At 52.8% G+C, this 21,884-nt stretch carries 26 protein-coding genes, 1 tRNA gene and 1 pseudogene; 15 read left to right on the top strand and 13 right to left on the bottom strand.

Going from position 1 to position 21,884, the window contains the following annotated elements; genetic code table 11:
- Window positions 1–483 precede the first annotated feature (483 nt).
- The 3 genes from H8K04_05760 to H8K04_05750 are packed head-to-tail and all read right to left on the bottom strand — an operon-like array spanning window position 484 to window position 2,196.
- On the bottom strand, window positions 484–1,665 hold the full coding sequence (locus tag H8K04_05760) for a ThiF family adenylyltransferase (GenBank protein ID UVT17058.1): 1,182 nt from the start codon (window positions 1,663–1,665) through the stop codon (window positions 484–486).
- On the bottom strand, window positions 1,640–1,918 hold the full coding sequence (locus H8K04_05755) for a multiubiquitin domain-containing protein (GenBank protein UVT17057.1): 279 nt from the start codon (window positions 1,916–1,918) through the stop codon (window positions 1,640–1,642). Before H8K04_05755 ends, H8K04_05760 begins: the two co-directional genes overlap by 26 nt.
- Before the next feature lie 38 nt (window positions 1,919–1,956).
- A complete protein-coding gene (locus H8K04_05750; protein UVT17056.1) occupies window positions 1,957–2,196 on the bottom strand; it encodes a DUF2188 domain-containing protein in 240 nt (79 codons plus the stop codon).
- Window positions 2,197–2,322: 126 nt separating this feature from the next.
- Here H8K04_05750 and H8K04_05745 point away from each other — a divergent pair, with 126 nt between their 5' ends.
- The 5 genes from H8K04_05745 (at window position 2,323) to H8K04_05725 (ending at window position 6,763) form a co-directional block, all read left to right on the top strand.
- A complete protein-coding gene (locus H8K04_05745) occupies window positions 2,323–2,646 on the top strand; it encodes a helix-turn-helix transcriptional regulator (protein ID UVT17055.1) in 324 nt (107 codons plus the stop codon).
- Window positions 2,628–3,548 (top strand): ImmA/IrrE family metallo-endopeptidase, encoded by a 921-nt coding sequence (locus H8K04_05740; protein ID UVT17054.1) that lies wholly within the window; start codon window positions 2,628–2,630, stop codon window positions 3,546–3,548. Before H8K04_05745 ends, H8K04_05740 begins: the two co-directional genes overlap by 19 nt.
- Window positions 3,549–3,873: 325 nt before the next feature.
- Window positions 3,874–4,764, top strand: coding sequence for a sce7726 family protein (locus H8K04_05735; GenBank protein ID UVT17053.1), 891 nt, complete (start codon window positions 3,874–3,876; stop codon window positions 4,762–4,764).
- A 4-nt stretch (window positions 4,765–4,768) separates the two neighbouring features.
- Window positions 4,769–5,713: a sce7725 family protein gene (locus H8K04_05730; protein ID UVT17052.1), complete on the top strand. Its 945-nt coding sequence runs from the start codon at window positions 4,769–4,771 to the stop codon at window positions 5,711–5,713.
- A 6-nt stretch (window positions 5,714–5,719) separates the two neighbouring features.
- The gene (locus H8K04_05725) at window positions 5,720–6,763 is read left to right on the top strand and encodes an RES family NAD+ phosphorylase (GenBank protein UVT17051.1); all 1,044 of its coding nucleotides are present in this window, start codon (window positions 5,720–5,722) and stop codon (window positions 6,761–6,763) included.
- A 192-nt stretch (window positions 6,764–6,955) separates the two neighbouring features.
- Here the strand turns inward: H8K04_05725 and H8K04_05720 are convergent, their stop codons facing one another.
- Genes H8K04_05720 through mobC form a run of 3 tightly spaced genes read right to left on the bottom strand, consistent with a single transcriptional unit; the run spans window position 6,956 to window position 8,847 of the window.
- Entirely contained in the window at window positions 6,956–7,255 is a 300-nt protein-coding gene (locus H8K04_05720; protein UVT17050.1) for a hypothetical protein, read from the bottom strand.
- A 60-nt stretch (window positions 7,256–7,315) separates the two neighbouring features.
- Window positions 7,316–8,299 carry a relaxase/mobilization nuclease domain-containing protein gene (locus H8K04_05715; GenBank protein UVT17049.1) on the bottom strand — a complete coding sequence of 328 codons (984 nt, stop codon included), beginning with the start codon at window positions 8,297–8,299 and terminating at the stop codon, window positions 7,316–7,318.
- Window positions 8,296–8,847: a plasmid mobilization relaxosome protein MobC gene (mobC, locus tag H8K04_05710; protein UVT17048.1), complete on the bottom strand. Its 552-nt coding sequence runs from the start codon at window positions 8,845–8,847 to the stop codon at window positions 8,296–8,298. The genes H8K04_05715 and mobC overlap by 4 nt, the downstream gene beginning before the upstream one ends.
- Window positions 8,848–9,381: 534 nt before the next feature.
- Between mobC and H8K04_05705 the strand changes: the two genes are divergently transcribed.
- Entirely contained in the window at window positions 9,382–10,044 is a 663-nt protein-coding gene (locus H8K04_05705; protein UVT17047.1) for a hypothetical protein, read from the top strand.
- Window positions 10,045–10,134: 90 nt separating this feature from the next.
- On the opposite strand, the gene H8K04_05700 is transcribed toward H8K04_05705, so the two are convergent.
- The 5 genes and pseudogenes from H8K04_05700 to H8K04_05680 all read right to left on the bottom strand — a co-directional run bounded on the left by H8K04_05700 (window position 10,135) and on the right by H8K04_05680 (window position 12,880).
- A complete protein-coding gene (locus tag H8K04_05700) occupies window positions 10,135–10,560 on the bottom strand; it encodes a hypothetical protein (GenBank protein ID UVT17046.1) in 426 nt (141 codons plus the stop codon).
- Between the two features lie 65 nt (window positions 10,561–10,625).
- Window positions 10,626–10,868, bottom strand: a complete 243-nt coding sequence (locus H8K04_05695; GenBank protein UVT17045.1) for a hypothetical protein — start codon at window positions 10,866–10,868, stop codon at window positions 10,626–10,628.
- Window positions 10,869–11,368: 500 nt separating this feature from the next.
- Window positions 11,369–11,938: pseudogene (locus tag H8K04_05690) on the bottom strand (PIN domain-containing protein).
- Between the two features lie 2 nt (window positions 11,939–11,940).
- On the bottom strand, window positions 11,941–12,399 hold the full coding sequence (locus H8K04_05685) for a helix-turn-helix domain-containing protein (protein UVT17044.1): 459 nt from the start codon (window positions 12,397–12,399) through the stop codon (window positions 11,941–11,943).
- 268 nt (window positions 12,400–12,667) lie between these two features.
- The gene (locus H8K04_05680; GenBank protein ID UVT17043.1) at window positions 12,668–12,880 is read right to left on the bottom strand and encodes a hypothetical protein; all 213 of its coding nucleotides are present in this window, start codon (window positions 12,878–12,880) and stop codon (window positions 12,668–12,670) included.
- A 490-nt stretch (window positions 12,881–13,370) separates the two neighbouring features.
- Here H8K04_05680 and H8K04_05675 point away from each other — a divergent pair, with 490 nt between their 5' ends.
- From H8K04_05675 to H8K04_05660, 4 genes are all read left to right on the top strand, one after another.
- The gene (locus tag H8K04_05675) at window positions 13,371–13,580 is read left to right on the top strand and encodes a helix-turn-helix domain-containing protein (GenBank protein ID UVT17042.1); all 210 of its coding nucleotides are present in this window, start codon (window positions 13,371–13,373) and stop codon (window positions 13,578–13,580) included.
- Complete coding sequence (locus H8K04_05670; protein UVT17041.1) at window positions 13,555–14,664, top strand: site-specific integrase; 1,110 nt, start codon at window positions 13,555–13,557, stop codon at window positions 14,662–14,664. The genes H8K04_05675 and H8K04_05670 overlap by 26 nt, the downstream gene beginning before the upstream one ends.
- Window positions 14,665–14,691: 27 nt before the next feature.
- Window positions 14,692–14,768 (top strand) — tRNA-Arg (locus H8K04_05665).
- Between the two features lie 1,705 nt (window positions 14,769–16,473).
- Entirely contained in the window at window positions 16,474–17,250 is a 777-nt protein-coding gene (locus tag H8K04_05660; GenBank protein UVT17040.1) for a hypothetical protein, read from the top strand.
- 178 nt (window positions 17,251–17,428) lie between these two features.
- Here the strand turns inward: H8K04_05660 and H8K04_05655 are convergent, their stop codons facing one another.
- Entirely contained in the window at window positions 17,429–17,683 is a 255-nt protein-coding gene (locus H8K04_05655; GenBank protein ID UVT17039.1) for a SemiSWEET transporter, read from the bottom strand.
- A 490-nt stretch (window positions 17,684–18,173) separates the two neighbouring features.
- Here H8K04_05655 and H8K04_05650 point away from each other — a divergent pair, with 490 nt between their 5' ends.
- The 3 genes from H8K04_05650 (at window position 18,174) to H8K04_05640 (ending at window position 19,086) form a co-directional block, all read left to right on the top strand.
- Complete coding sequence (locus H8K04_05650; GenBank protein UVT17038.1) at window positions 18,174–18,494, top strand: hypothetical protein; 321 nt, start codon at window positions 18,174–18,176, stop codon at window positions 18,492–18,494.
- A gap of 258 nt (window positions 18,495–18,752) precedes the next feature.
- On the top strand, window positions 18,753–18,893 hold the full coding sequence (locus H8K04_05645; GenBank protein UVT17037.1) for a hypothetical protein: 141 nt from the start codon (window positions 18,753–18,755) through the stop codon (window positions 18,891–18,893).
- On the top strand, window positions 18,883–19,086 hold the full coding sequence (locus tag H8K04_05640; protein ID UVT17036.1) for a superinfection immunity protein: 204 nt from the start codon (window positions 18,883–18,885) through the stop codon (window positions 19,084–19,086). The genes H8K04_05645 and H8K04_05640 overlap by 11 nt, the downstream gene beginning before the upstream one ends.
- A gap of 350 nt (window positions 19,087–19,436) precedes the next feature.
- On the opposite strand, the gene H8K04_05635 is transcribed toward H8K04_05640, so the two are convergent.
- Window positions 19,437–19,607: a hypothetical protein gene (locus tag H8K04_05635; GenBank protein UVT17035.1), complete on the bottom strand. Its 171-nt coding sequence runs from the start codon at window positions 19,605–19,607 to the stop codon at window positions 19,437–19,439.
- On the opposite strand from H8K04_05635, the gene H8K04_05630 reads away from it, so the two are divergent.
- Window positions 19,601–20,074 carry a hypothetical protein gene (locus H8K04_05630; protein UVT17034.1) on the top strand — a complete coding sequence of 158 codons (474 nt, stop codon included), beginning with the start codon at window positions 19,601–19,603 and terminating at the stop codon, window positions 20,072–20,074. The two genes, H8K04_05635 and H8K04_05630, sit on opposite strands and share 7 nt — an antisense overlap.
- A gap of 588 nt (window positions 20,075–20,662) precedes the next feature.
- A complete protein-coding gene (locus H8K04_05625) occupies window positions 20,663–21,061 on the top strand; it encodes a hypothetical protein (GenBank protein UVT17033.1) in 399 nt (132 codons plus the stop codon).
- Window positions 21,062–21,884 lie beyond the last annotated feature (823 nt).

Genomic DNA, 21,884 nt, shown 5'->3' with positions numbered 1-21,884 from the left:
TGGCTTAGCGTGTAGTTCTCTTGTTCCACAGCCCAAACCATTTCTTGAAGGCCCTCCACGGTGTGTCGATCCAGGTCGATTGCTGTACCGGTCCTTTGTGTTGTGACGGTGGCGCTGCCGAGAGTCCATCCTCCTGACTGTTCGCCTCAGCGAAGTAGGCATCCCGCATCCTCTGGTCCAGTGCACGACCGTATTCGATCTGCTTTTTGGTCATTGACCCGGCCCACACAACCTTGCTATTGCGAATCCAGTAGTGCGACCGGCACCTAAAACTCCAATTTCCGATAGAGGGATAAAGCGTTACGGCCCCGTGGGCAATCTGCAATGACCAATCGATCGGGCCAAGAGGCGTAACAACTTCCTCACCACAGCCACAACAGCAGCGATGTGTGGCGGTTCGATATCGCTGCGAAACATACAAAACACCGTCTTCCAAACGCTCAGGTATATACTCTACCAACTGAAGCCGGAGAAAAGTCTGTCTCACATCGTGACCGTTTCGTCGCGTGTAAGTTGATGCGCATTAATCGCGTAAACCGACTGGTGTTCCTGATAACAATCCTGATAGAAACCGCAGAACTTCTTCCATTTTAAGACCGCAAGCGCGGCGTTGAGTGCGTTCAGATCGGCGACCTGAATGTTCGTGCCATATAGGTCTTCCGCAACTGCGCCTTCGAGCGACACGTGGCGCGCGAAGTGATCACGCTTTCCGGGAGTGCTGAGTGTAATCCGGCATGCTCCAACAAGGCATGCCTGATCTTCGATCATCTCAAGCTCCATGCCGACATCAATAAACGGTATATTATTTAACCTCATAAACTCCGAAATCATCTTGCGAACGGTCGGACGATCTATGCATACGAAAACAAAATCAAAGTTGGCAAGATAGCCAATGGTTTCATCGCTAATGAATTCTTGGTTTGGAATCACCCCGCGACGCAGACGACTGTATAGCGACGTGTAGTATTCAACCTTCGAAAGATTCTGTCTCAGGTCATCCAGCGACGCTGCACCTGGTGAGCGGAAGGCGTTGTGCTGAAGGAATCGGTCACCGTCGAATAGATGAATTTCATGCACAGGCGTCTTAGCAACTAGGTCCAGCACATATGCACCGGTCCCGCCGAGTCCGACGACGGCGATCTTCTTCATGGCGAGTTTGATGGACGCAGGTACGATGCCTGCGCGACTGGTTGCAGAATCAGCATACAGAAAAACGGAATCTTCCTCGCACGCTTCAATGGGACGAAATGTCCGCGCTGTCACGTCTGGCTTCAGCGACCTCGCCGGATTGGAAAGAATTTCGTCGTACTGCGTAATCTTGGCGTAGTAATCGGGATAGTCGGCCTTTGCCGAGAAGCGAAAGTCCACCACCACGCCCTCGCACAGCTTCTGCCTGCACTGCTGTGGGCCAAGCGCCGTAATTGGCGCGCCAGTAGCGTGGCAGGGCAGTTCACCTGCAAACCATACCTGATGATCTCGCGGTTTCTGTGTAATGTCGTCATTCAGCGCGAGGTCGGTGACGACGGCGCCAAGGGCCACCGTCCTCCCTGACGTGACGTAAGGAACGGAGCGGACGATCAGAAACCCGCTCCGAACCTCAATCTCATACCCCTCATCTTGCAGCCGCTTCAGGTCGGGGCTACGAGCGATCAGTTTTACGGACATTTAACACCATCCCATCCTGAACCTTGACTTCCTGCCCCTCGACAAGAGAGCCGTCCTTGCCATGCGGATTAGAATAAGTAACTGTGAAAGAAACCGTTTCGGATGGCTGTTCTCCGGGGTATGCCAAATGCACAGCCTCGATGTAGGTTAGCTTGTGATCTGTGATAGTACGGCGGCGTCCGTTGACGATGATCGTGAACGACTTTTGGTGGCCGGGGGCGTCTACTTGATGGCTTGCTTTTTCCTGTATCATTTGCGATTACCTCTCTCTGAAGATTGTTAATAAATTTTCTACCCGCGAGGTGGATTTGGATCACCGCCGTGGCTGTCGCTGCTGCCGATTTGACCATTGAGGTTATGGATTCGGAGCTCTGTGCCCTGATTGCGGCTGACCTCTCGGCCCTCGTCGATAGCTTCACGCTTCGTATCGTGGTGACTGGTGGCGCGTTCGGCCCCTCCTCGCTTAACATCCCAGCCACCCTGTGGGTTATGGACGACATGATGGGTTTCAGGACCTTTTCTAGGTTTCATTATGCTGTCTCCTTTCTGATGGTTGAGAACAAAAAGTATCGCTACTCTGAACTTGATCCTACCGATTCTTCTTCCTCTAGTCAAGTACATGTTGTATGATTACTCAGAACTTATGGAGGGCACCTAGTGACGACGCCAATCGGCAAGAAAATCAGAGATTTGCGTAAACAGCAGGGTTACACATTGGAGAAGTTGGCAGAGTTAACTGAATCGAGCAAGAGTTACATATGGGAATTGGAGAACAAGGACCCGCCGCGCCCATCGGCTGAAAAGGTCGCAAGGATTGCCAGCGTTTTGGGCGTCACGACTGATTATCTAATCAGCGCGACCAAAGCCGCTCCCAATGAGGAAGTTCTAGATCAAGCATTCTTTAGGGATTATAAGGACCTGGACGATCCGACCAAGGAGAAGCTGCGCGAGCTTGTAAAAGTATGGGGCAAGAAAGATTGATAGAGGTGCGTAAACCGACGCGCTGGGCAGTAGACATCTCCGCCATTCTTAATACTGTTCACGGTCCCAATCACTTTCCGATTTCGGTTGCCGAAGTCGCCCTAGATCTTTCCAAACATTGGTTTCCTGATGACCCGCTGTCACTCGTGAAGGGCGACAACTTGCCCGGTTTCGACGGTGCGCTCTTTCGGGCACCATCCGGTAAAAAGGGTTGGGGAATTTTTTACAATAACGCAATTCCATCGAAGGGTAGGATCAACTTTACGCTCGCACACGAATTCGGCCATTACTTGATTCACCGTCTCGCATTCCCCAATGGGGTGCGCTGCAGTCAACATGATTTCGTTGGATGGAATTCTGAATACAAGCATATCGAGAACGAGGCCAATACTTTCGCGGCATATTTGTTGATGCCTTTCGATGATTATCGGCGGCAGATCAACGCAAGCGTAGTTGTTACATTTGACATGCTGAGCGAATGCGCAGAGCGGTATGAGGTCTCGCTGGTAGCAGCGACGCTGCGCTGGCTTGCCTATACCGAACAACGGGCGGTGTTGGTAGTTTCTCGTGATGGCTTCATACTCTGGGCGCGCTCAAGTAAATCCGCGCTGAAATCCCGCTATTATTTCAAGACTTCGGGTCGGGCCATTCCGGTCCCAGACCTTTCAATAGCTGCCCACCCCGATTCTGTCGCGGACGCACGACTTGGGCTGAACCATCCTGCTGGCATCTGGTTTCCTGAACCCTGCCAGGAGATGAGCATAGTTTCGGAAAACTATGATTTTACGCTTTCCCTGATTCAGCTCCCGTCGAGCAGCGGATACCATAGCTTTGACGCCGATGACGGCGAGGAGGATTTCGAAACCCTCGCAGATAAGATCGAGCGCATTCATGGCCTATGAGTCCAACCAACGTACATATCGAAACCAGGAACTCCATGAGTTGTTCAAGTTGTGTTGACTGCGGAGTGTCTAGGGCAGAAATGCTCCGGCTCGTCGGGGTCTCCTGTAAACGGAGAAAACGTTGAGGCTCCCCGGATTTGGACTGGCATAACGCAGTACGAACGAGGTGCACATGCTTGGCGGAACAAATTGCTCTGCTCCGCACGCATAGCGGTTATAACACTATGAAATATAATGACATTATGATATAAGCAGGGGCGCGTTTGAGGTATATTGCGTTAAAGTTCTTCTGAAGGCACCATACTCAGGCCATATTAGTATGACTATGACGAACATCGCGTCAGAACAATTAGCTGCACTATCTCGGCTCTTTTCTTCAGGAGTAGTCCGGGAAATGGCGAGAAAAGGCAGATCGCCTATCTTTGCGAGATTGGCCACTCAGTCTGGACTCTGTCAATCATTGCCTGCATCCGATCGTGTGAGGGACCTGTTCGAGGCAGCGTTCGCACTACTAAAGCGCGAAGGTTATCGACATGAGTATATTTATAAGGCAGCGCTCACCCATAACATATTGCTCGGCATACACGGGTTAAAAAATGCTTCGATGCTAACTGAATTTCGCGTACGTGAATGTAAAGCCGATGTTGCGATTCTCAATGGCACATCGACAGTTTACGAAATTAAGTCCGAACGTGACTCTCTCAGCAGGCTGGAGCGACAAGTGGATGCATATGGCAAAGTATTCGCCAAAGTGTATGTTGTTGCCGCTGAAGATCACGTTTCTTCGGTTCTCTGCTCAGTACCTTCCTACGTAGGCGTGATGCGTCTAAGCAAGCGCTATCACATTTCAAGGTTAAGAGAAGCATTAGATCAACCAGAACGCACTCGGCCCGATGTAATATTTGACTCGATTCGGACGCAAGAAGCACGCTCAATTCTACTTGCACTCGGAGTGCGAACTCCGTTGGTACCCAACACTGAATTAAACGCAGCGCTTCGAGAATTATTCATTAGGCTGAAACCGCGTGAGGCACACGAAGGCATGGTGAGAGTCCTCAGGACAACGCGCAACCTACTACCACTCTCGGAATTGGTTGCTCGGCTTCCTTACTCACTGAAGACGGCAGCCCTCTCCGTACCTCTTCGCAAACTGGACCATGAGAGACTCGTTTCAGCAGTGAACACGCGTTTAAAAGACTCCATGGTCTGGGCATAAGCGTATGTATCATCCATATTTTCGCGGAAAACAGTATGAACTGATAACGATAAGAGAAATGGCCTCTATTCTTCAGGAGGCAAATTTTTGTCCGATTATTGAACCAGTCAAGGAAACTTTGAATGGGCTTAGCAGAACGCTAAAAGCTGTTGCTGAGGTCGAGGGCCACGCAATCGTCATTGTAAATCCACACCATGGCGACTTGTCAGAATCAGGGGAACCATTGACAGAACTCTTACAAGAGGAATTTCTTAACTTACCTGGAATATCAGCAGGAATTCTTCTCAAGCCCCACATGTCAGTTGCTGAAGCACTCGAATGTTTCGAAGATCACTCTGACCACTCACCGTGTTTCATACATGCGGGTTTTACCGATGCCAAAACTCTGTCGGTCAAGTTAAGCGTGTCGATGAAAGAACAATGCCATATCTTTGTTGATCGATTTTGCGGAAAACTTTACCAAAAGCATTTCAAACAGGCACATAGAGTACTCTTAAGAGACGGCTTTCAAAGAAAGCGAAATCGAGATTATGAAGAACTCGAGTTTTTTTCTGATCTTCACGTTACCTACCCGGATGAAGGCATGGATGGTTTCGGCGATTTTCTAATCGTTGGTGATGATTACAGCGAAACTGGGGGACCGGCCTATGCGGTTGCAATCCATCTTACATTTATCGACCCAGACAAAGATGATGCAATGCAGATTTATCATTTCGTGTCTGATCGACAGGATACGCCCCAAGACCCCGCAGGAAAGTTTGCTGAGGCGCTGGAAAAGATGATCTCGATTCTGAAGAAAAAACACTACAAGATAGAGGAGACATCAGCAGTCCAAGAGTTTCGCGAGCTTCACAGGCGAGGACATTTTCCTGGCTTGGGATATATCAAGAAACTTTCGATGAATCATCACATCGAGACGCTCGCCCGTTACTTTGATTCAGCGAATTAGCTCACCATGCAGTGTTGTCCAGAATGCTTCGGTGATCGCGGTCTTCGTCTCAGCATCTTCCCTCATTTGTCGACAGCAAAAGGCAAATGTTCATTCTGCTCAGCTGAAAATCAGCCGGTTCTTAACCCGAAGCAGTTGCAAGAATATTTTGAGCTATTAGTAAGTGCATACCGCTCGGATGCGAATGGCAATTTACTTGTTCATTGGTTTCGGGATGATTGGGGTTTATTTTCGAGCCCAGTAATGAATGAGGCCAAAGCAAAGGAGCTCCTGAGCGAGGTGTTGGATGACGGTGAGATAGTCAGAAAGCCGTTTCTGCCTTCCGAAATCGTTGACAAAGATAGATTGAGCGAGTGGGAAAAGCTTCGAGAAGAATTGATGTATCGAAACCGCTTCTTCCCCAATATTAAACTCGACGAGGATCGTTTAGAGCAGCTCCTTGATCACTTAATCATAATGTCGGGAGAAGTACCCGACGTTTGGTATCGTGCGCGTATAAAAACAGAAGAGGTTCCATTTTCTATCGAGAAGATGGGTGCGCCAGATAGACGGATCGCCGCCCACGGACGGGCGAATCCTGCAGGCATCCCCTACCTATATTTGGGTTCACATCCAAGAACCGCAGTATCTGAAATTAGACCTCATACAGGTGAAAGAGCTTGCGTGGCCGACTTCAGAACTCCTACTGACCTTAGACTCGTTGATCTACGCGGACCACGAAAGACTGTTTCGCCGTTTCTGCTAGCCGATGCTCTCGATATCCAAAGAATGAGAAATGATTTACCATTTCTCGAACGCCTTGGGTTAGAACTCACCACGCCCGTCCTTCCTCAAGCTGCGGCGGTCGACTACACTCCCAGTCAATTTTTGTGTGAATTCATCAAACGGTGTGGCTATGACGGAGTCATTTATCGCAGCTCGGTGAGCGATGGAATGAATTTGGCGCTTTTTTATCCAGCGAAAGCCAACCCCGGCTCTGTCGTTGAATACTCAGTCACTAGCGTGACTGTAGCGGTCTCCGAGACAAACACTGCGATAACATGTCAATGATTGAATAGATGTCGGCGACATTGTATCCGCACTGAAATATCTGCCGGTTGGATGAGTGAAATTTGAAGAAGCTCTACGCGTAGTTATTCCTCACCGATTAAAGCATGCTAGGCACATATCAAAGTAAGTCACCACTATAAGCGTGACCAGATGCGCCTTCCTGCTCGCACTCGTTGGCCTGCAAGACGGTCATCAATGCCTGTATCGTGATCGATTGTTTACAATCACATAGGCACATCGCTTGTCTTCCATCGCCTTCTTCACCAGACCAACAGTGTCTCGCCGCATCTCTGGAAGTTCTCCCACAATTTTGGTATAGGGCTCGGCGCGTTTCTTTGCGGCTTCATAAGACATTTTCAACGGCGTCAGGGGTCTCAGGACGGTAAATGGCGCAGTGAAGCGCTCCATGCGCTGATGCTGTTCATTCAACGGCGGCTTGTAGAACCAATGATTGTAGACATGGTCTTGGGGCCGCGCGTGAAGCGGGACCAAAACCAATCCTGTGGGCCGAGCTGGTCCATGTAAGGATCAAGAAACGGACGGTGCAGTACCTTAAGAAGAGCGGTCGCGCTCCTGCGAACGAGTCTTCGGGATTTCCTGCGATCGCTCACTCAAATAACGGACCAGGTCTGCGGCCAGTTGCCGATCTTCCCCTCGATCTGACCGGGCTAACGCTCGCATCACCTGCTCATAATTTCGCATGACCTCCTGGGCTTGCACAGATCGCCGCGTTGTGCGTTTCATCCTCTCTAGCGTCTTCCCTTTCCTGCTCGCTTCATGCAGATGCCGCACGGTCCAGCGTTCCTGGTTCGTACGGTGGAGGCGACTGGTCGTGGTGGCCTCGATACCATGCTCTCTTAACGATTCCGCAAACCCCTCTCGCCAGCGTTGGAGGTCCGCCTTCCTCGGATTTAAGCGAGCCCCATCGAGACTGGCGGCCTTCACTGTCAGGTGAACATGCGGGTGCGGAGCTGGGTCCGGATCCGGATCGGTCTCAAACGTGTGGAGGACCATCGCGTACTGAAAACCGGAGAACTCCCGCTTCGCAAACTCACGCGCCGCGCGTTGCACCGACAACGGATCGGTGCGTGTCGGCATGGAGAGGACGAGGTGAAAGGCATCGCGCATCGTAGAGTCCGCGGCGATCGGCATGCCGCCGTCGCGCCATTCGGTCTTCAGATCCTCCACGGCGGCCCTGCCTTGAATAACCTGGCCGTCCTGATCCTCGATCTCGAGTTGGCCATCACGCGAAATGTACGTGAGGTTGTTCGAGATCCCCTTCATACCCTTCGGCGCCTTGACGAGTTTTACCACCACTTGTGGAGCATGGCGGACCATGGCCTGCAGTTTCTGCCGCACATAGGTCGCACGAGCCTGCGGCGTGCTGAGCCGCCCGCCGGTACTTACGGGCTTGGCTGAGCCAAGAGGATTGCGCTTGCTACTACGCGGCCGCGGTAGGGTCTCGGTTGAGATGTTGAAGAGCCGACTCCCCCACTCATCGAGCTTCTCGTCGATCCGGTTGGTTGGCGGGGTCATTGAAGGTGCCATCTCTCCACGGTCCCGCGTAAGACATCGGACACCTTCTTCGTATGAGCCTGAATCACGCGAGAAAGTTCGGTGACGACCTCAACCCGAAACGCTGTTCTGTTTTGAGGCGCAGTATTCAGAACTTTGGCAATCTGGTTCAGGTTCCTCCCCAATGCGAGGAGTTGTTGATTCGACCGAGCCAATGTCTCCAGTTCCGACTGTCCTACCTGCGGCTGCCCGGTCAACTTAGCTCGCACCATCGCCACCACCCATTTCGTCGGCACATAGCCTTCGTGACCGGCCATGCGCTTCAGAGCGGCAAGCTCTGAGGTCGTCAGGTTCAGTTCGATGCGAGCGTTGGCTCGTTCTCGCTTGGGCATGACCCGCAGCCGAGGTGCAGGAGCCCGCGTTGCTCTCCGATCCATGGCCTGCCGAAGGGCGTTCCGCAACGCATGGCTCGGCGTGACGCCGTGGTCCTGACACCAAGTCTGCCAGGGCGCTTTCAGTTCACCCAGATCCACCGTGATCGTGGTCGTCCGTTTGGCCGTCTGCCCCATCAGCTCACCTGCACCAGCCCAAGTCGAGACGCTTCACGTCAATCACCAACCTGTGCCTGATTCTGTTCATCGGAGGAGAGTCCGGGCGCGGGAGCAAAAGAACATAGGCAAAACGATACAAGAAATGTAAGACAACTACGGGCAACAGCCATATCCTGCAACCTCTTAAAATCGGCCTCTCGCTTACTTTCCAAAGACGCCAGGACCGCGCCTGGATCACTGGTCGATGCAGCCTGCGTCAAGACGGGCACGCCGGCATCGTCTCGCGTTGCGTTCCCCGTTTTCTCTCCCCCAATGGAGGGGGATTACCCTCTTGTTATACTGAGAACGGGTGCAACACCCTCTACCTTTCGCTCTCGGGTTGAGGCGACAACCATGCGCACGACATGGCCGAACACGATGAAATGCCTTCTGACAGTCTGTTTGATGAGTGGGCTCGTTGCATGTGGCAACCTGACCAATTGCATAAATAGTGGGTTCGCTTCCGTCGCCTGTGGGGGTGGAGGCGAGTATGGCGAAAATCCCCCTTCTTCTATGCCGCGGCCAACAGCCCCATCAGCTGAAGGTCGATGGACCGGCGCGACTCCCACGAGTCGCACAGTCCGTGGACTGGTCCTCGATGACGGCTCCTATTGGGTCTTCTATGCGGCAAAAGACAATCCCACCGTTCTGGCTGGACTGGTTCAGGGCACTGGCACGTCGCACTCCGGCTCCTTCGGTTCCTCGAACACCAGGGATTTCAATTTGGAAGGCGCGGGCATTCGTGCTGCGACAATGAGTGGCACCTATGGTATGAAAGAGAACTTTCGCGGGACGATCGCGTATTTCAATGGCGACACAGAGAGCTTTACGACTACGTACGATGCGGACTCTGAGTCGGCCACAAATCTGAATCTGGTAGCCGGGAATTATGGTGGGCTCCGTGCGGACAACCACACGGTCACGGTGACAGTAGACTCAGCAGGAACTTTTTCAGGTCATTCAACAGATGGATGCGCCTTTGCTGGCACCCTATCTCCTCGTGCAAAGGGAAATGTGTTTCATACCTCGGTGACATTCGGAGGTGGCGCCTGTTCCCATGGAACCGACACAGTCACTGGGGTGGCCTTTTACGATGCACCAACACACCGGCTGTACAGTGCGGCCCTCAACAATGCCAGGACCACCAGCTTCATTTTAATCGGCACGAAGCGGTAAGCCTCACTGGCTCCGTGTTGTATCAGGGTTTCATTTTGTTGACGGCGCATGATCTCTTCACATTATGCCTCGTGAAATGGATTGAAGAGATCACAGCGATAAGATCTCTCGAATGGCGGTGGCCCCAAAGAATCCCTGAACTCTGAGCGTGGCAAACCAGGTCGTGGCAAACGTCTTCAACTCCTGTTTCAGCGTGGGAAACACGTGGGTACGTCTGCCAGCCTCGTTATAGCGATAGGCTTCTTGCGAGATCCCCAGGTAGTCGTTCCTAAAGGACACCGGTTCGGCTGCCACACCGTCGGGTACGTTATGGAACAGGAACACCATGTCGGGATCGCGCATCAGATCGCCGTTCTGTTCGCCATAATGGCAGAGGGACACCAAGCGGTGTCCCTCTTCACTGGATCCAATCTCCTCGACCGATAGCGGCATATAACCAGGTACTGAGATACGCACCGCACGTGCGCCGGCGAGTAGCTCGTCCAGGAGCTTCGCGCATTCCAGATATGTTTCCATCAAAGTTCTCCTTTCTTCGGATTCAGGAAGCCCCCGGCGCGAGGGCCGGAGGCTTCCCGTGACGGTCAGCGTCCTGACCGCTCGGTGACCCAGAGTTTCGCCTGTTGGGCGACAGCCACGAGCGCGTCGAGGTCCGCCGGGCCGAAGGATTCGGAATTCTTCCAGACTCCATCCTGGCCCTTGTACGAACGGGCTACGGTCACGTTGTAGAACGGGCCTTTTATGCCCTCGTTCTTCCAGATACTCGCCTTGATGTTGCTGCATCGCAGCGTGGTGACCGGCTTGGATTTGTGTTCTTGAGTTGCCATGTGTTGTCTCCTTTGGTTTGAGTTGTTGTGTTGGCCTCTCACTAGGCGTGGAGGCCACACAGCGACGACAAAGGAGACAGAGAGGCCGCCGCATCCTGGCGGACCGGCGGGCGCGATGCGGAGGAATGCGCGAGCAAGGGAGCCGTCTCAGAGGCGGCCCGCGGGCATGATCGACGCAGCCCGCCGGTGGAAAGCCAGGGCGAAGGCCGCATGCACACAGGCAATAACCAATAAGCCGGCTCTCACACACGCAGAGCACAGCACGATCAGAGAATGGACACGAGAAGTATAGGTCCTGTGTTCACATGCTGACCAACGCTCGCCCGCTTGTCGATGTGAAGGATAATCAATGGGTCGGCTTCGAGCTTAGTTTGACGCGGCTGTCGGCCGGCAGGCAACCAACTACGCGTCAGATGGTTACAGCACACAGTTGCATGCTGAACGGCTCTCGCGAGCTTGCCGTGGGAAACACCACCGTTGTGCTGAAAAAGGGGATCAGATCAGAGACGAACGGCGTAGGGACGAAGCGCCGCCACGAATTGTGCCAAGGACTGGCGTTCAAGCGTCTCGAGGTATTCAGCCGTGGTCTTTGGAGGATGTTTGAGCCTCGCCCGATGCGTTCTGGCAGCGGCACAGACGATGCTCGGTGCCAGATTGAAGAGGTGTTGCAGAAACTCATCGGGATGTTGGGGCGTGATGCCGTATTTCTGAAGTTCCTTATCGGGAAAGTCCGTGAGATTGTAGGTGACAATAACGTCAGCTCTCCCGCGAATGGCAGCCGCCAGGACATGCCGATCATTCAGGTCTGGTAGGGTGAGGGATGGAATCAACTCCTCAAAATCCTCAACGAGGCAGTCGCGAACATGGTCATCCATGAGGTCTCTCGTGCGCCGGAGTTGCGCAACGGTGAGATCTGATCGATGCTCAAGCACCGCCCGTATCCACTCGTCATGAATGTGTGAGGACTATTTGGCCCGAAATAGATCCGTTACAGCGAGTTCGAGGAGCAGATCACGAAGAGGAGCGGGATACAGGACGCAGGCATCGTAGAGCGCGGTGAAGGTAGCCACATTCAATAGCCCATCTTCAGCGCTTGCGCGTCTTGGGTCAGTTGATCGAGGACACCACGGCGGTCCGCATCGATCTGATGCTTGTAACGCATGAGATCCGCGAAGAGAATGCGCCGGTGGGTGCCAACCTTACGGTAGGGTATTTTCTGCTCGGCTAACAGATTCACGAGGAACGGACGGGACACATTCAGCACGTCGGCGGCCTCTTGCGTCGTGAGTTCGGCATGGACCGGAATCAGTGTGACGGCATTACCCGCCGACATTTCGTCAAGGATGGTGAATAGGAGTTGTACAGCCGAAGGAGGCAAAAACAGACGTTCAGGGGTTTTCCGCTTGTGAATAATCTGAACGTGGAAATCCATGGATGGGTCTTGATGCGATGCCAGGGCTTGTAGCGCTTTCTTCGCGAGCGCTGCATCCTTAGCGGTCGGCACAATCGGTTCTCTAGTCAAAGTGGTCATGGATTCGCTCCTCTCATCCCTGAAGGCAGTATAGCAGCCAATCGCAATAAGTGCAATAAACGAAATAAGTGAAATGCTATGCAGGTTTCTGTGGTTGTGTGATTGTGAGGTATGACGCTGAGGCGATTGCGCTGAGCCGACAAAGAATACCGGAAGTAGCCGTGTTAGCGTATGTTCAGACCTCGGGACGCGGCGCTGGCAGTGCCTCGCTCCAGTAATGGTGCCCTATTTGAGCTCCTGATCCTCCCTCCAAGGGCAGGGCGTTCTGCTAATAGTATCCAGGTTGACGGCTATAAGGATCACGTTGTGAATTCGGCGGCGGTTCGTCGTAACGATGCTGTTGGCCCGGTTGTGACGATCCCGTATTAACGTTGTCATAGCCAGGCGCGGGGCGTCGACCGGAATAGGAATCATCTGCATAGCCGGCGACCATGGCACCCGCCAGAAGGGCAAAGGGCAGAGCGCATAGAATACGAATCATACAAAACCTCCTTCGTCATTCGGATTTATTTCAATGCATTTTTCATCTAATCAGTCTGCTGTACGTACAAGATACCGCCACCCTACAAGCCTTCTCAACCTGCGTGCAACACCCCTTTCTAGCCTGCGGCCACGAACGGCTACAAGCGTGACACATTCCGAGCTGGCGCGGTTGCCACGGGCGTGCCACGCCTCTTGAGGAACGACGGCTATTGTCTCCGCACGGTCGAGCCGCGTCGCGCGACACGACGGTGCCTGACTCCACCTGGCACGGCGTCTCTGGACGCGGTGCCTCACCTCCCTGTCTGCGGACCCAAGAAAGTGCCCCCTTGGGGCTCGGGCATATACGACCCACAGCCTCCCCTACCTTTTCGGTATGGTGAAAAATTCTGGACCCTCTCATAACTGCCACCTTCGAGGCGTGCGAAAGTGTCGGTCGGCTCACTCGACCGCATTGCTAAAGCACGAAGTAAAGGCCTATCTGAAGCGCCATGAATAATCTTTTGACAATGGATGAGGCCGCGAAGTATTTAGGCATATCAAAATTGACCCTGTACGGGTGGGTCTCCGCGAGAAAATTGGGCTACGTCAAAATCGGCCGGCTTGTGAAGTTCAAGCAGACTCAGCTGGACGCATGGATCGATCAGCACACGATCACACCACGGAGAGACAGCCATGGGACTAACCAAGCGGCGCGATAGTTATTATGTTGAGTTCCGTGTGATTGAAAGTGAGGACGGCAAATCGTGGAGCCTGGCGAGTGGCGTACCCGGTGCAAAAAAGAAGCGATGGAAAGTGGGGTGTCTGAACAAGACGATCGCTCGAGAGATGGAAGCCGCTATTAAAACACGCTTGCTCTTGGGCCATGAGAAAACCGAACAGGCCAAGCCGATTCTCTTCAAGGAGTGGGCAACGGCCTACCTGGCTCTCGAATCAATCAAGACGCTCCGCAGCTACCAAGACAGACTCGAAATCATGGAGCGGCAGCTGATCCCCTTCTTCGGTGGAAAGGTCTTAACGGAGATTAGGCCTCATGATGTCGAAGCCTTCCGAGCACAACGTAAGAAGAAGGATGGAACAAAGCCCAGTATCCAGACTGTGAACAATGACCATGTTGTACTCAAACACTGTCTGAACGTGGCAATCCGACGGGGGCTCTTACAGGTCAACCCCGCTACCAGAGTTCCACTTCCTGATCCACAGAACGCCAGAGATAGAATATTGACTGAAGAGGAATGGAGCAAACTCTACGATGCCGCAAAGGGACATCTAAAGCCTGTCCTGTTACTTGCCTATCAGCTGGGCCAGAGATTTGGTGAAATTGTCGGTCTGACATGGGACCGTGTTGATCTCAAGAGGGGCTTTATTACACTTCGTGGTCAGGATACGAAGACTAAGAAGCCTCGCCAAGTCCCAATGACTCCAGATATACGAGTGGCCCTTCAACGCCTATCGAAAATCCGTTCGCTCTCAACACGTCATGTCTTCACGTTCAGAGGTAAACCGATACAGCGCATCAGCCGATCTTTTCGCACAACATTAAGAGGTGCCGGAATTACAGACTTTAGGTTCCATGATCTTCGACATTGTGCCTCTACTAACTTGCGACGGGCTGGAGTAGACACAGCGACCGCGATGAAGATCGTTGGTCATAAGTCTGAGAAGATGTGGAAGCGTTATAATGCAATCGAGGAACGTGACTTGGTTCAGGCCGCGCTAAAAGTTCAAAAATACCTCCAGGAGAACACGCCGGGAACACTTGACCCGAAGACCGAGAGTCTATAGAAGTGTAAGTTATTGAAATTGGGCCATGCCCCCGTAGCTCAGTTGGATAGAGCAGCGGTTTCCTAAACCGCGGGTCGTACGTTCAATTCGTATCGGGGGCACCAATTTTTCAAGCGGTTCCGAAAACAAGAACTTCTCTGGAAGAGGCAGGTGTTAGTGCCGTGTTAGCTTGGAGGTAACTGCTGAGCTTGCCGGCCGCCTTCACGAGATCCTCCTCTTCAACCGCATCGTAGCGCTTCCACATCTTTTCGGACTTGTGCCCAACAATCCGCATAGCCGTTACGCCTTACGCGCACTGATCGTGCCCTCTGCAGAGAAGAGTGTCTCTATGGAAGGACGCCACAAAGTTTGCCCAACCCCACATCTTGAGGTTAGGACTTTTCTCATGAATCGCTTTTTCATGCGCCCTTTACCCTACCTTCATCTCCAAGAGGTACGCTTACGTGTGTCGTAAAGATCGAAAGGGGGTGAATACATTATGCTAATGCTCCTTGAAATGGTTTTGTTGGCAGCGATATTCGGGGTTGCGTACGAAGTGCTGAACCTCGCAGGCCGTTGAGCCGTGTAAAACACCTATCCACGACTACAGGGAGGCAGACGATGTTCTTAGCAATTCTTACGGTGGGTGCGGTGATTGGAGTGATGTATAAGGCGTTCGCTCCGGAGAGAGACTAATGTCGCTCTGGTGGGTGCAAAGGAGCGTCTTACCGGGATACGTGTCGACAATCCGCTTCGCGTCTTCGAGAGCTGCCGTTGCTGCCTGTTCCCGAGATGCAAAACTGCCGTATGAATGCCCTTTGTGGAACCTCCAGCCGCTTGAGCTGATGTCGATAATGCGATACGCGCAACTCCAAGTCTCATCATCGTGCCGCTTAGGGGTCAGCTTGATTGTGCGATGTTTATAGCTTGGCATTGTCGTTTCCTTCAGCTCTCCGCAGTTCTTGAAACAAGGCTGAATAAGGAACCACGGTGAAGGTTTCCCTACCGTCCGGTGTCAGGATTGCACCCTCGGCCCTCCTGGAGTGCTAGGTGTCTGTATCGTCTTGTGTCTTTAGACGGGAGCAATCCGCTTGCGTCAGAACGTCTTCATAGTTATCCGTTTCCTCGCTCGGGGACACGAGTGAGTCCTTATCGAACTTCGGCGGGAGATCGTATTCTGCGCGTAGCTCGTTAAGGAATTGGGTAAATTCTTCGCTGTTCATCATTTCCAGATTCCTCCCTCTGTCAGCAGTGGTCCTGATAGACAAAGGATACCGATTCTGACACCTATGGCTATATTCGAAAGTAGGTGAAGCGGCCACTCTTCAGTAGGTGAATGCGATGGCCTGCATTGTGTTGGAGAACCGCTCGCAGGCGCCAAGCCTCGCACCTGCAGCGCATGTTTCTACGCTTAGATCGTGAACGGCGCATTGCCCTCTGAACGGTTGTTCACGAAGACATAGGCCGGGTTTGGCGAGATTGACCGATTGCTGCCTTCATGGGTCCAGGTGGAATTCCCAAATCTGACGAGAGGAGGGAACCACTGCGCCGGACTGCAACCCCAAGAATACCTCGACGCAACCCTTACAGGTTGAAAGGATCACCTGCCGACCGCAGACACCGGTCCTACTACAGGTCAATCTAGAAGATTCATTCAGGGAAACGTCGCTGAGCGGAGCGGATTCGGCAGTAGCCTGAATCCATTTTGATTCTCATAGAATCAAATCGATACATGTCATAGCGCAGCCTCCTGCGAAAACCTTCAAATTCCAATAAGATTCCACCTGGGCGCATTCCTTGCTCGGCTAGCGCCACTTGAGTAGGGATTGCATGAACAATGGGTACTCAGGTTTCGCTGCGCCCGCGTCATTGCTATTCGTCATGGTCTCATTGCCCCCTGTAGCCTGGTTTGGAACATCGATCGAGGTTCACGCTGGCCAATCCATCCCTGCGCCGTCTCAAACCGAACCGACACTCCGGAATCCAGTAAGAACCGAATATATTCTCGTCAAAAACCTGTCGTGGGATGAGATCCATCATACTGACTGCTGGACTCTTACCGTTTCTTTACAAAACACTGGCAATGAACGTGTTCAATACTACGGAGTGCGTGTCATGTATAGAGACAAGACAGGAACATATCTGGGCGGTAGAAATCATCTTGTTCGTGGACCCATTGAGCCGGGTCAATCGATCGAACTATCATTGCCGGAGTTTCGACCATCAAATGAGGATGGCAATCCATCTGTCGAGGCACGAGCGCTTCGGCCAGAAGAGTTTCGCATCGACCACAGCCAAGCCAGCCCTGCCACCACCGTGGAGCACGTTCTTTCAGTCAAGAAACCATCATGGACGGAGCTTAATTCAACAGGGGCGCTCAGTCTGATTGTGACGATCGAAAATGCCAGCCATACGCGCATTGAGGGATTTGCGATTGGCGTGAAATATAAAGATAAGACAGGAAAACTTCTTGGAGGAAGACATCATTTTACGATCCAACCTATAGATCCAGGACAGACATTCAATCTGCTATTGCCAGAGCGCCGACCTCCAGATGCGGAAGGCAAATCCATTGTGACGGCAGAGCCCCTCATTAAAATTCAATAGATGATTCACTGGATCGCGATGGCATCAGAGTTGAAAATTCATGCTGAAAGCCAAGCCGGGTTGTCGAATCCGCTGAGGTCATTCGACAAACCAAGTTGGCACTTTCAGAAGCCTCCCTGAGAAGAAACAGCATTCGGCGCATGGGCGAAGCAAGCCACGTCTACATTGAACGCGTCTTCTACCCGAATTTCACTTTTAGAAACAGGATCACGCTGGCGAGCGCCAGCGTGATGGCATTGGCAATAATGACGGGAATTGAGTGTATTAACAACCCATAGATGAGCCAGAGCAGGACTCCGGTACTGAAAATGATGAACATTGCGGTAGAGACATCTTTCGTCGATCTGGTTTTCAGTATTTTAGTTAGTTGTGGTAGAAAGGCGATGGTTGTAAGGGTCCCTGCTACTAAACCAATAAAGGTGGTCAGATCCATCAGTACAGCAAGAACTTGTTCGGATAACTCGGGATATTACGTTACCACCACATTAACTCCAGTCACAATTTAGGCCGTATGCGACATCCACCCATATAGCCACGAGCACCGCAGCATAGTGCACCCTTCATAGGTATTTGTCGTCCCCCACTCCGAAACGCCTTTTGTGCCCTGGTGCTGCATTCCTTAACAGAGTCTCAGAGCCATGACGGGTGGCAGGGTGTGCCGTCAAGAATGGTGATAGTAGTGAAGTTTTACACAACAAAACAGCTGAACGTATACGCCTCACCGGCATCGATTGCCCTGAGAAAAGGCAGGCCTTTGGTCAACGAGCAAAGCAAGCCACTTCTACACGGGATTGCCAAAATCTTCAACGGCTTGAGCAACTCCCTTTCACTGTTTCCTAAACCGTGGGTCGTTCGTTCAATTCGTACGCGGCGGCGTGATACTTGTGGGGAATGTTCATGGTGAAAGAACGAAAGGGCTGCACATGAGATTCTTCCCACGCGTGGTTCTCATCGTGGTCATCACCTGCTGTTCCGTCCTGGTTCCTCCGGCGTGGAGTCAGGCCCCTCCTGACATCCAGCTCACTGCCGCCGCCGTCACGATCCTCTATTTCCCGTTTAAAGCGGCAGTTGCTCTCGGAGGCGGAATCGTCGGTGGGCTCGCCTATGTGTTGTCGGGATTCTGTGAAACCACGGCGAAGGATATCTGGATTCCCAGCATGTATGGGACCTACATTATTACGCCGCACCATCTCAGTCGTGATCGTCCAATACGGTTTTTGGGCGTTGACGCCGAAATCGACTAACTTCCGGGGCACGTCTGGCTGAGAAGACATGCGCTCATCCCCGTCCCGCCAGCAATGCGTGCATCGGTTTGGCATGATACGCGCATGCTGATAATGATGTCCGGTTTCACCAATTGATAGCCCGAAGGTCATCTGCTACAGTTCGCCCACTCATGCCTAGACCACGCTCAGGAAAATCGAAACAGCAGTATCGGGCTACATCCTGCCCCTCACGTAATGATAGATCTGGAGCGTGTTTCAGTGGATGAAGAACGGTACATGAACGAACTTGTTGAAGAAGCGATTGAGGATCTTCTGAAGAAGTACCGCGATAAGGAGAAGGGGAAACGAGCGTCTGTGATTGAAGTGGAAAGGCTTCTGCCGAAAAGCCACATGAAGGGTGTGCCCCATGGACGATGATCTCGTCACTGATCTTTACGTCGTGGGCACGGCGTTCTTGTATTGCATTCCTTCGTTTGTCGCCCTCGGGCGAGGACATCGCAACTGCATCACGATTTTGGTCGTGAATCTCTCGTTAGGATGGACGGTGGTCGGCTGGGTAGGTGCGTTGGTCTGGTCGTTAACGAGCCGACAGAGAGAACGCGAGTCCTGACTGAGCATCATCGGCAGCTGCCGAATGGGAAATGAGTCAGAACACTATCGAAGCACATTTACTGCCGCCAGTCCATCGACGGCCAACCACGGCGGTGCGTGGTACAGCACCGCCTAACCCACGAGGGCATTATGGCCAACTCCGGTCATCCAGTACCATTCACACGCTCAGTGGTTCGGTTTGTGTCGAGCTGCACGCCGATCGAACGGCATCTTCTATCCGGTAAGCCGCTCGCAGATAGTGAACGCGATTTAATCTACAACACGGTGCTGATCCTGCAGGCAGCGCTCGAAGTATGGCAGAGAAAACACGGTATGCCCTTCAGTAAAGCGCCTCGACCTGATCACTAGTTAGCATGCCGTGGGCGGGAGTAGCGCTTTCATCAACACCTGAATCGTGAGCGGCGTATCGTCCTCTGACCGGTTATTCACCAGGACATCGGCCGGTCTCGCCAGGTTGATCCGTTGCTGGATGAGTGCAACCGCATCTTTTCGCAGGTAGTTCGCTTGCGATCTTGTCATACGGCTCTGCCCGGGAACGGCCTGAAGATATTCAACTACTGGCCGAATTCTTCCTGGGACAGTATGGCGACCAGAAGGAAGTGCCTGTCACGTCGTTTTCCTCTTCCGCCATGCAAGCGTTGACCGACTATTCATGGCCGGGGAATGTGCGGGAGTTAGAACACGTCGTGGAACGAGCGGTGACGCTGGCCAGCCACGCGGTTCTCTCGATCGATGATCTTCCACCGGAAGTCCTTCGCAAAGGCAAAAATCTGGTATTCCATACACAGATTCTCCCGGGCACACTCAAAGCGTTGCAGCGCGATCAGGTGCTCAAAGTGCTGGAGGTAACCCACGGCAACAAGGAGCGGGCGGCACGTTTGCTGGGCATCAGCAGGCGGACGTTGTATCGCCACATCGAACGCCACGGTCTCGGTAAGCCTCCCTCCTCATCCGAGGCTGATACTTCAGATTCCATCCCTTCCTGACTCATTCAGCAGCAAGCGATCTCGCTTCCAGTGTGCGGAATGGATTCCAGCCGTACTCGTATCCTACGGGCAAATCTTCCCTCATGAAGGAAAAAGCTCCGTTGTGATCACTGGTATCACGTTTGCTAGTAATGCGAGTAAGGCCTCAGATCGAGGTGGGAGGTCAACACAGAAAGGAGAGTGACAGATGCGTTTGATCCGTTTCGTCGGATTGATCCTCATATGGTACTGGTTGGAAAGCTGAGTGACTGCCCCACTGCTTCCTCTGAAGATCGTGAAACCATCAGCTTTGAGTTTACATTCTACTGGGCCAAACTCCAAAGGCATGGGTCGGTCACTCGCCAGGGGATATGTGATAATGGTGGATGGGAGGCCGGCGTGACCAGGTTATTCTGGCTGCATACCACCCGTAAGGATTCTGCGCGAAGCGTCGATGCATGGAGGTTCGTATCGGGGGCACCACATTTTTTTGTGATATGCCATCCCTTCCGGTCTCTTTCTCCCTTCCGCTCTCCTCATCACGCGATGTACCTTGACACCCATGCACCCATCCAGTACCGTCGCGCCCACAACCTCCTTGGATAGGTGATGGAACGCCAGCGCACGGTCCTTTCAGAAACCCGCCGGGGATTCTTGGTTGGCACCATCATTATTTTCGTCGCCATCGCGTTGGTCTTGCTGATATGGCCCCACGGGGTTCCTGAGTGGGCCCCCTACCCCGCCATCGTTGCGCTTCTCGCTCAGGTCCTTCTCATTCACCGACGAGAGCAAGCACTGTACACCTCGCGCCGGTGGCGGTTCTGGTACTCGTTGGCCGTCGCGGGGTTTGCGTGTGACCTCATGACCAAGCATCTCTGGAGGGAGCATGATATGCTCATTGATCCGCTACAAGTCCGCAGCCAGCTCCTACTGGGAGGGCTCCTGTTGTTTTATGTCATGGTCTTGCCCATCACGTTACATCTGGCCATCCGCGATAAGAAGTCTTAAGGTCTGCATTCGCACGAGATTTGAGAGGGCCATCGATAACTCGTTGATCTCATGGCAAGCTCGGTCGAGCTAGCGATCCAGACTCAGAACGCTGACCGGCTCTTTGCAGACGGGAAGTGAACAGATATGTAAGATATAAACGTTACAAAGGGTTGAGCGATGCTCCGCCTGGCAGAAATGCTGGATCCTTGGATGTGTGTGTTACGCTTTGATCGTGTAGGCGCGGAAATACAAAATCGCGCTGTGCACAATCGCGCTTTTACGACATGAATGTCGTGCCCATCGAGCTCGATTAGACTGAGCCTCTCCTTCGGAAGAGAATACAACGGACCGTTTTGGCTGCCCTCACTGATAAACCATCCAATACGAATGCACCCCGTCGCGCTCGGCCAACATCCGGCATTGCATCTCAGTCTGGCATGGACGCTCGTGTGAACCTTGGGCTGTCACATCGTTACCGCGGGCATAATCCACAACATATTCCTTCCGGGACGAGGTACAGCCAGGAAGCAACAGGATCATACACAGCAAAGCGCTGAGCACGAGAGCACCTTTGTACCCAGCATGAAACCCATGACCCTCTTGGGGTTGTATGAACATCGTCCCCTCCTTCCAGTGCGAGTGAATGAGAACAGAGTGTTGACTGATGATCCAATGCATTAAGTTCCCATCCTGCCCTAACCTTCACAAGACCCAATCCCGCATCTGTAGGGGACGCAGCCCTCCTTTTGGTGAATGATGTGAGTCGTCCCCCCACCGGCGATGCATCTCAGTGCCTGGCCGTTTGACCACTGCTGAGCTAACTCCAGGGAGCGCCCACGCA

The sequence above is a fragment of the Nitrospira sp. genome (assembly GCA_024760525.1).
GTDB lineage: Bacteria > Nitrospirota > Nitrospiria > Nitrospirales > Nitrospiraceae > Nitrospira_D.
This window is presented reverse-complemented; position numbering and strand designations above follow the sequence as displayed.

Bases quoted from the DNA above. Each gene is read 5' to 3' on its own strand.
- H8K04_05760 (UVT17058.1), bottom strand. From the start codon at position 1,665: ATGTCCGTAAAACTGATCGCTCGTAGCCCCGACCTGAAGCGGCTGCAA.
- H8K04_05755 (UVT17057.1), bottom strand. From the start codon at position 1,918: ATGATACAGGAAAAAGCAAGCCATCAAGTAGACGCCCCCGGCCACCAA.
- H8K04_05750 (UVT17056.1), bottom strand. From the start codon at position 2,196: ATGAAACCTAGAAAAGGTCCTGAAACCCATCATGTCGTCCATAACCCA.
- H8K04_05740 (UVT17054.1), top strand. From the start codon at position 2,628: ATGGGGCAAGAAAGATTGATAGAGGTGCGTAAACCGACGCGCTGGGCA.
- H8K04_05735 (UVT17053.1), top strand. From the start codon at position 3,874: ATGACGAACATCGCGTCAGAACAATTAGCTGCACTATCTCGGCTCTTT.
- H8K04_05730 (UVT17052.1), top strand. From the start codon at position 4,769: ATGTATCATCCATATTTTCGCGGAAAACAGTATGAACTGATAACGATA.
- H8K04_05725 (UVT17051.1), top strand. From the start codon at position 5,720: ATGCAGTGTTGTCCAGAATGCTTCGGTGATCGCGGTCTTCGTCTCAGC.
- H8K04_05715 (UVT17049.1), bottom strand. From the start codon at position 8,299: ATGACCCCGCCAACCAACCGGATCGACGAGAAGCTCGATGAGTGGGGG.
- mobC (UVT17048.1), bottom strand. From the start codon at position 8,847: ATGGGGCAGACGGCCAAACGGACGACCACGATCACGGTGGATCTGGGT.
- H8K04_05705 (UVT17047.1), top strand. From the start codon at position 9,382: ATGCCGCGGCCAACAGCCCCATCAGCTGAAGGTCGATGGACCGGCGCG.
- H8K04_05700 (UVT17046.1), bottom strand. From the start codon at position 10,560: ATGGAAACATATCTGGAATGCGCGAAGCTCCTGGACGAGCTACTCGCC.
- H8K04_05695 (UVT17045.1), bottom strand. From the start codon at position 10,868: ATGGCAACTCAAGAACACAAATCCAAGCCGGTCACCACGCTGCGATGC.
- H8K04_05685 (UVT17044.1), bottom strand. From the start codon at position 12,399: ATGACCACTTTGACTAGAGAACCGATTGTGCCGACCGCTAAGGATGCA.
- H8K04_05680 (UVT17043.1), bottom strand. From the start codon at position 12,880: ATGATTCGTATTCTATGCGCTCTGCCCTTTGCCCTTCTGGCGGGTGCC.
- H8K04_05675 (UVT17042.1), top strand. From the start codon at position 13,371: ATGAATAATCTTTTGACAATGGATGAGGCCGCGAAGTATTTAGGCATA.
- H8K04_05670 (UVT17041.1), top strand. From the start codon at position 13,555: ATGGGACTAACCAAGCGGCGCGATAGTTATTATGTTGAGTTCCGTGTG.
- H8K04_05660 (UVT17040.1), top strand. From the start codon at position 16,474: ATGAACAATGGGTACTCAGGTTTCGCTGCGCCCGCGTCATTGCTATTC.
- H8K04_05655 (UVT17039.1), bottom strand. From the start codon at position 17,683: ATGGATCTGACCACCTTTATTGGTTTAGTAGCAGGGACCCTTACAACC.
- H8K04_05650 (UVT17038.1), top strand. From the start codon at position 18,174: ATGAGATTCTTCCCACGCGTGGTTCTCATCGTGGTCATCACCTGCTGT.
- H8K04_05645 (UVT17037.1), top strand. From the start codon at position 18,753: ATGAACGAACTTGTTGAAGAAGCGATTGAGGATCTTCTGAAGAAGTAC.
- H8K04_05640 (UVT17036.1), top strand. From the start codon at position 18,883: ATGGACGATGATCTCGTCACTGATCTTTACGTCGTGGGCACGGCGTTC.
- H8K04_05635 (UVT17035.1), bottom strand. From the start codon at position 19,607: ATGACAAGATCGCAAGCGAACTACCTGCGAAAAGATGCGGTTGCACTC.
- H8K04_05625 (UVT17033.1), top strand. From the start codon at position 20,663: ATGGAACGCCAGCGCACGGTCCTTTCAGAAACCCGCCGGGGATTCTTG.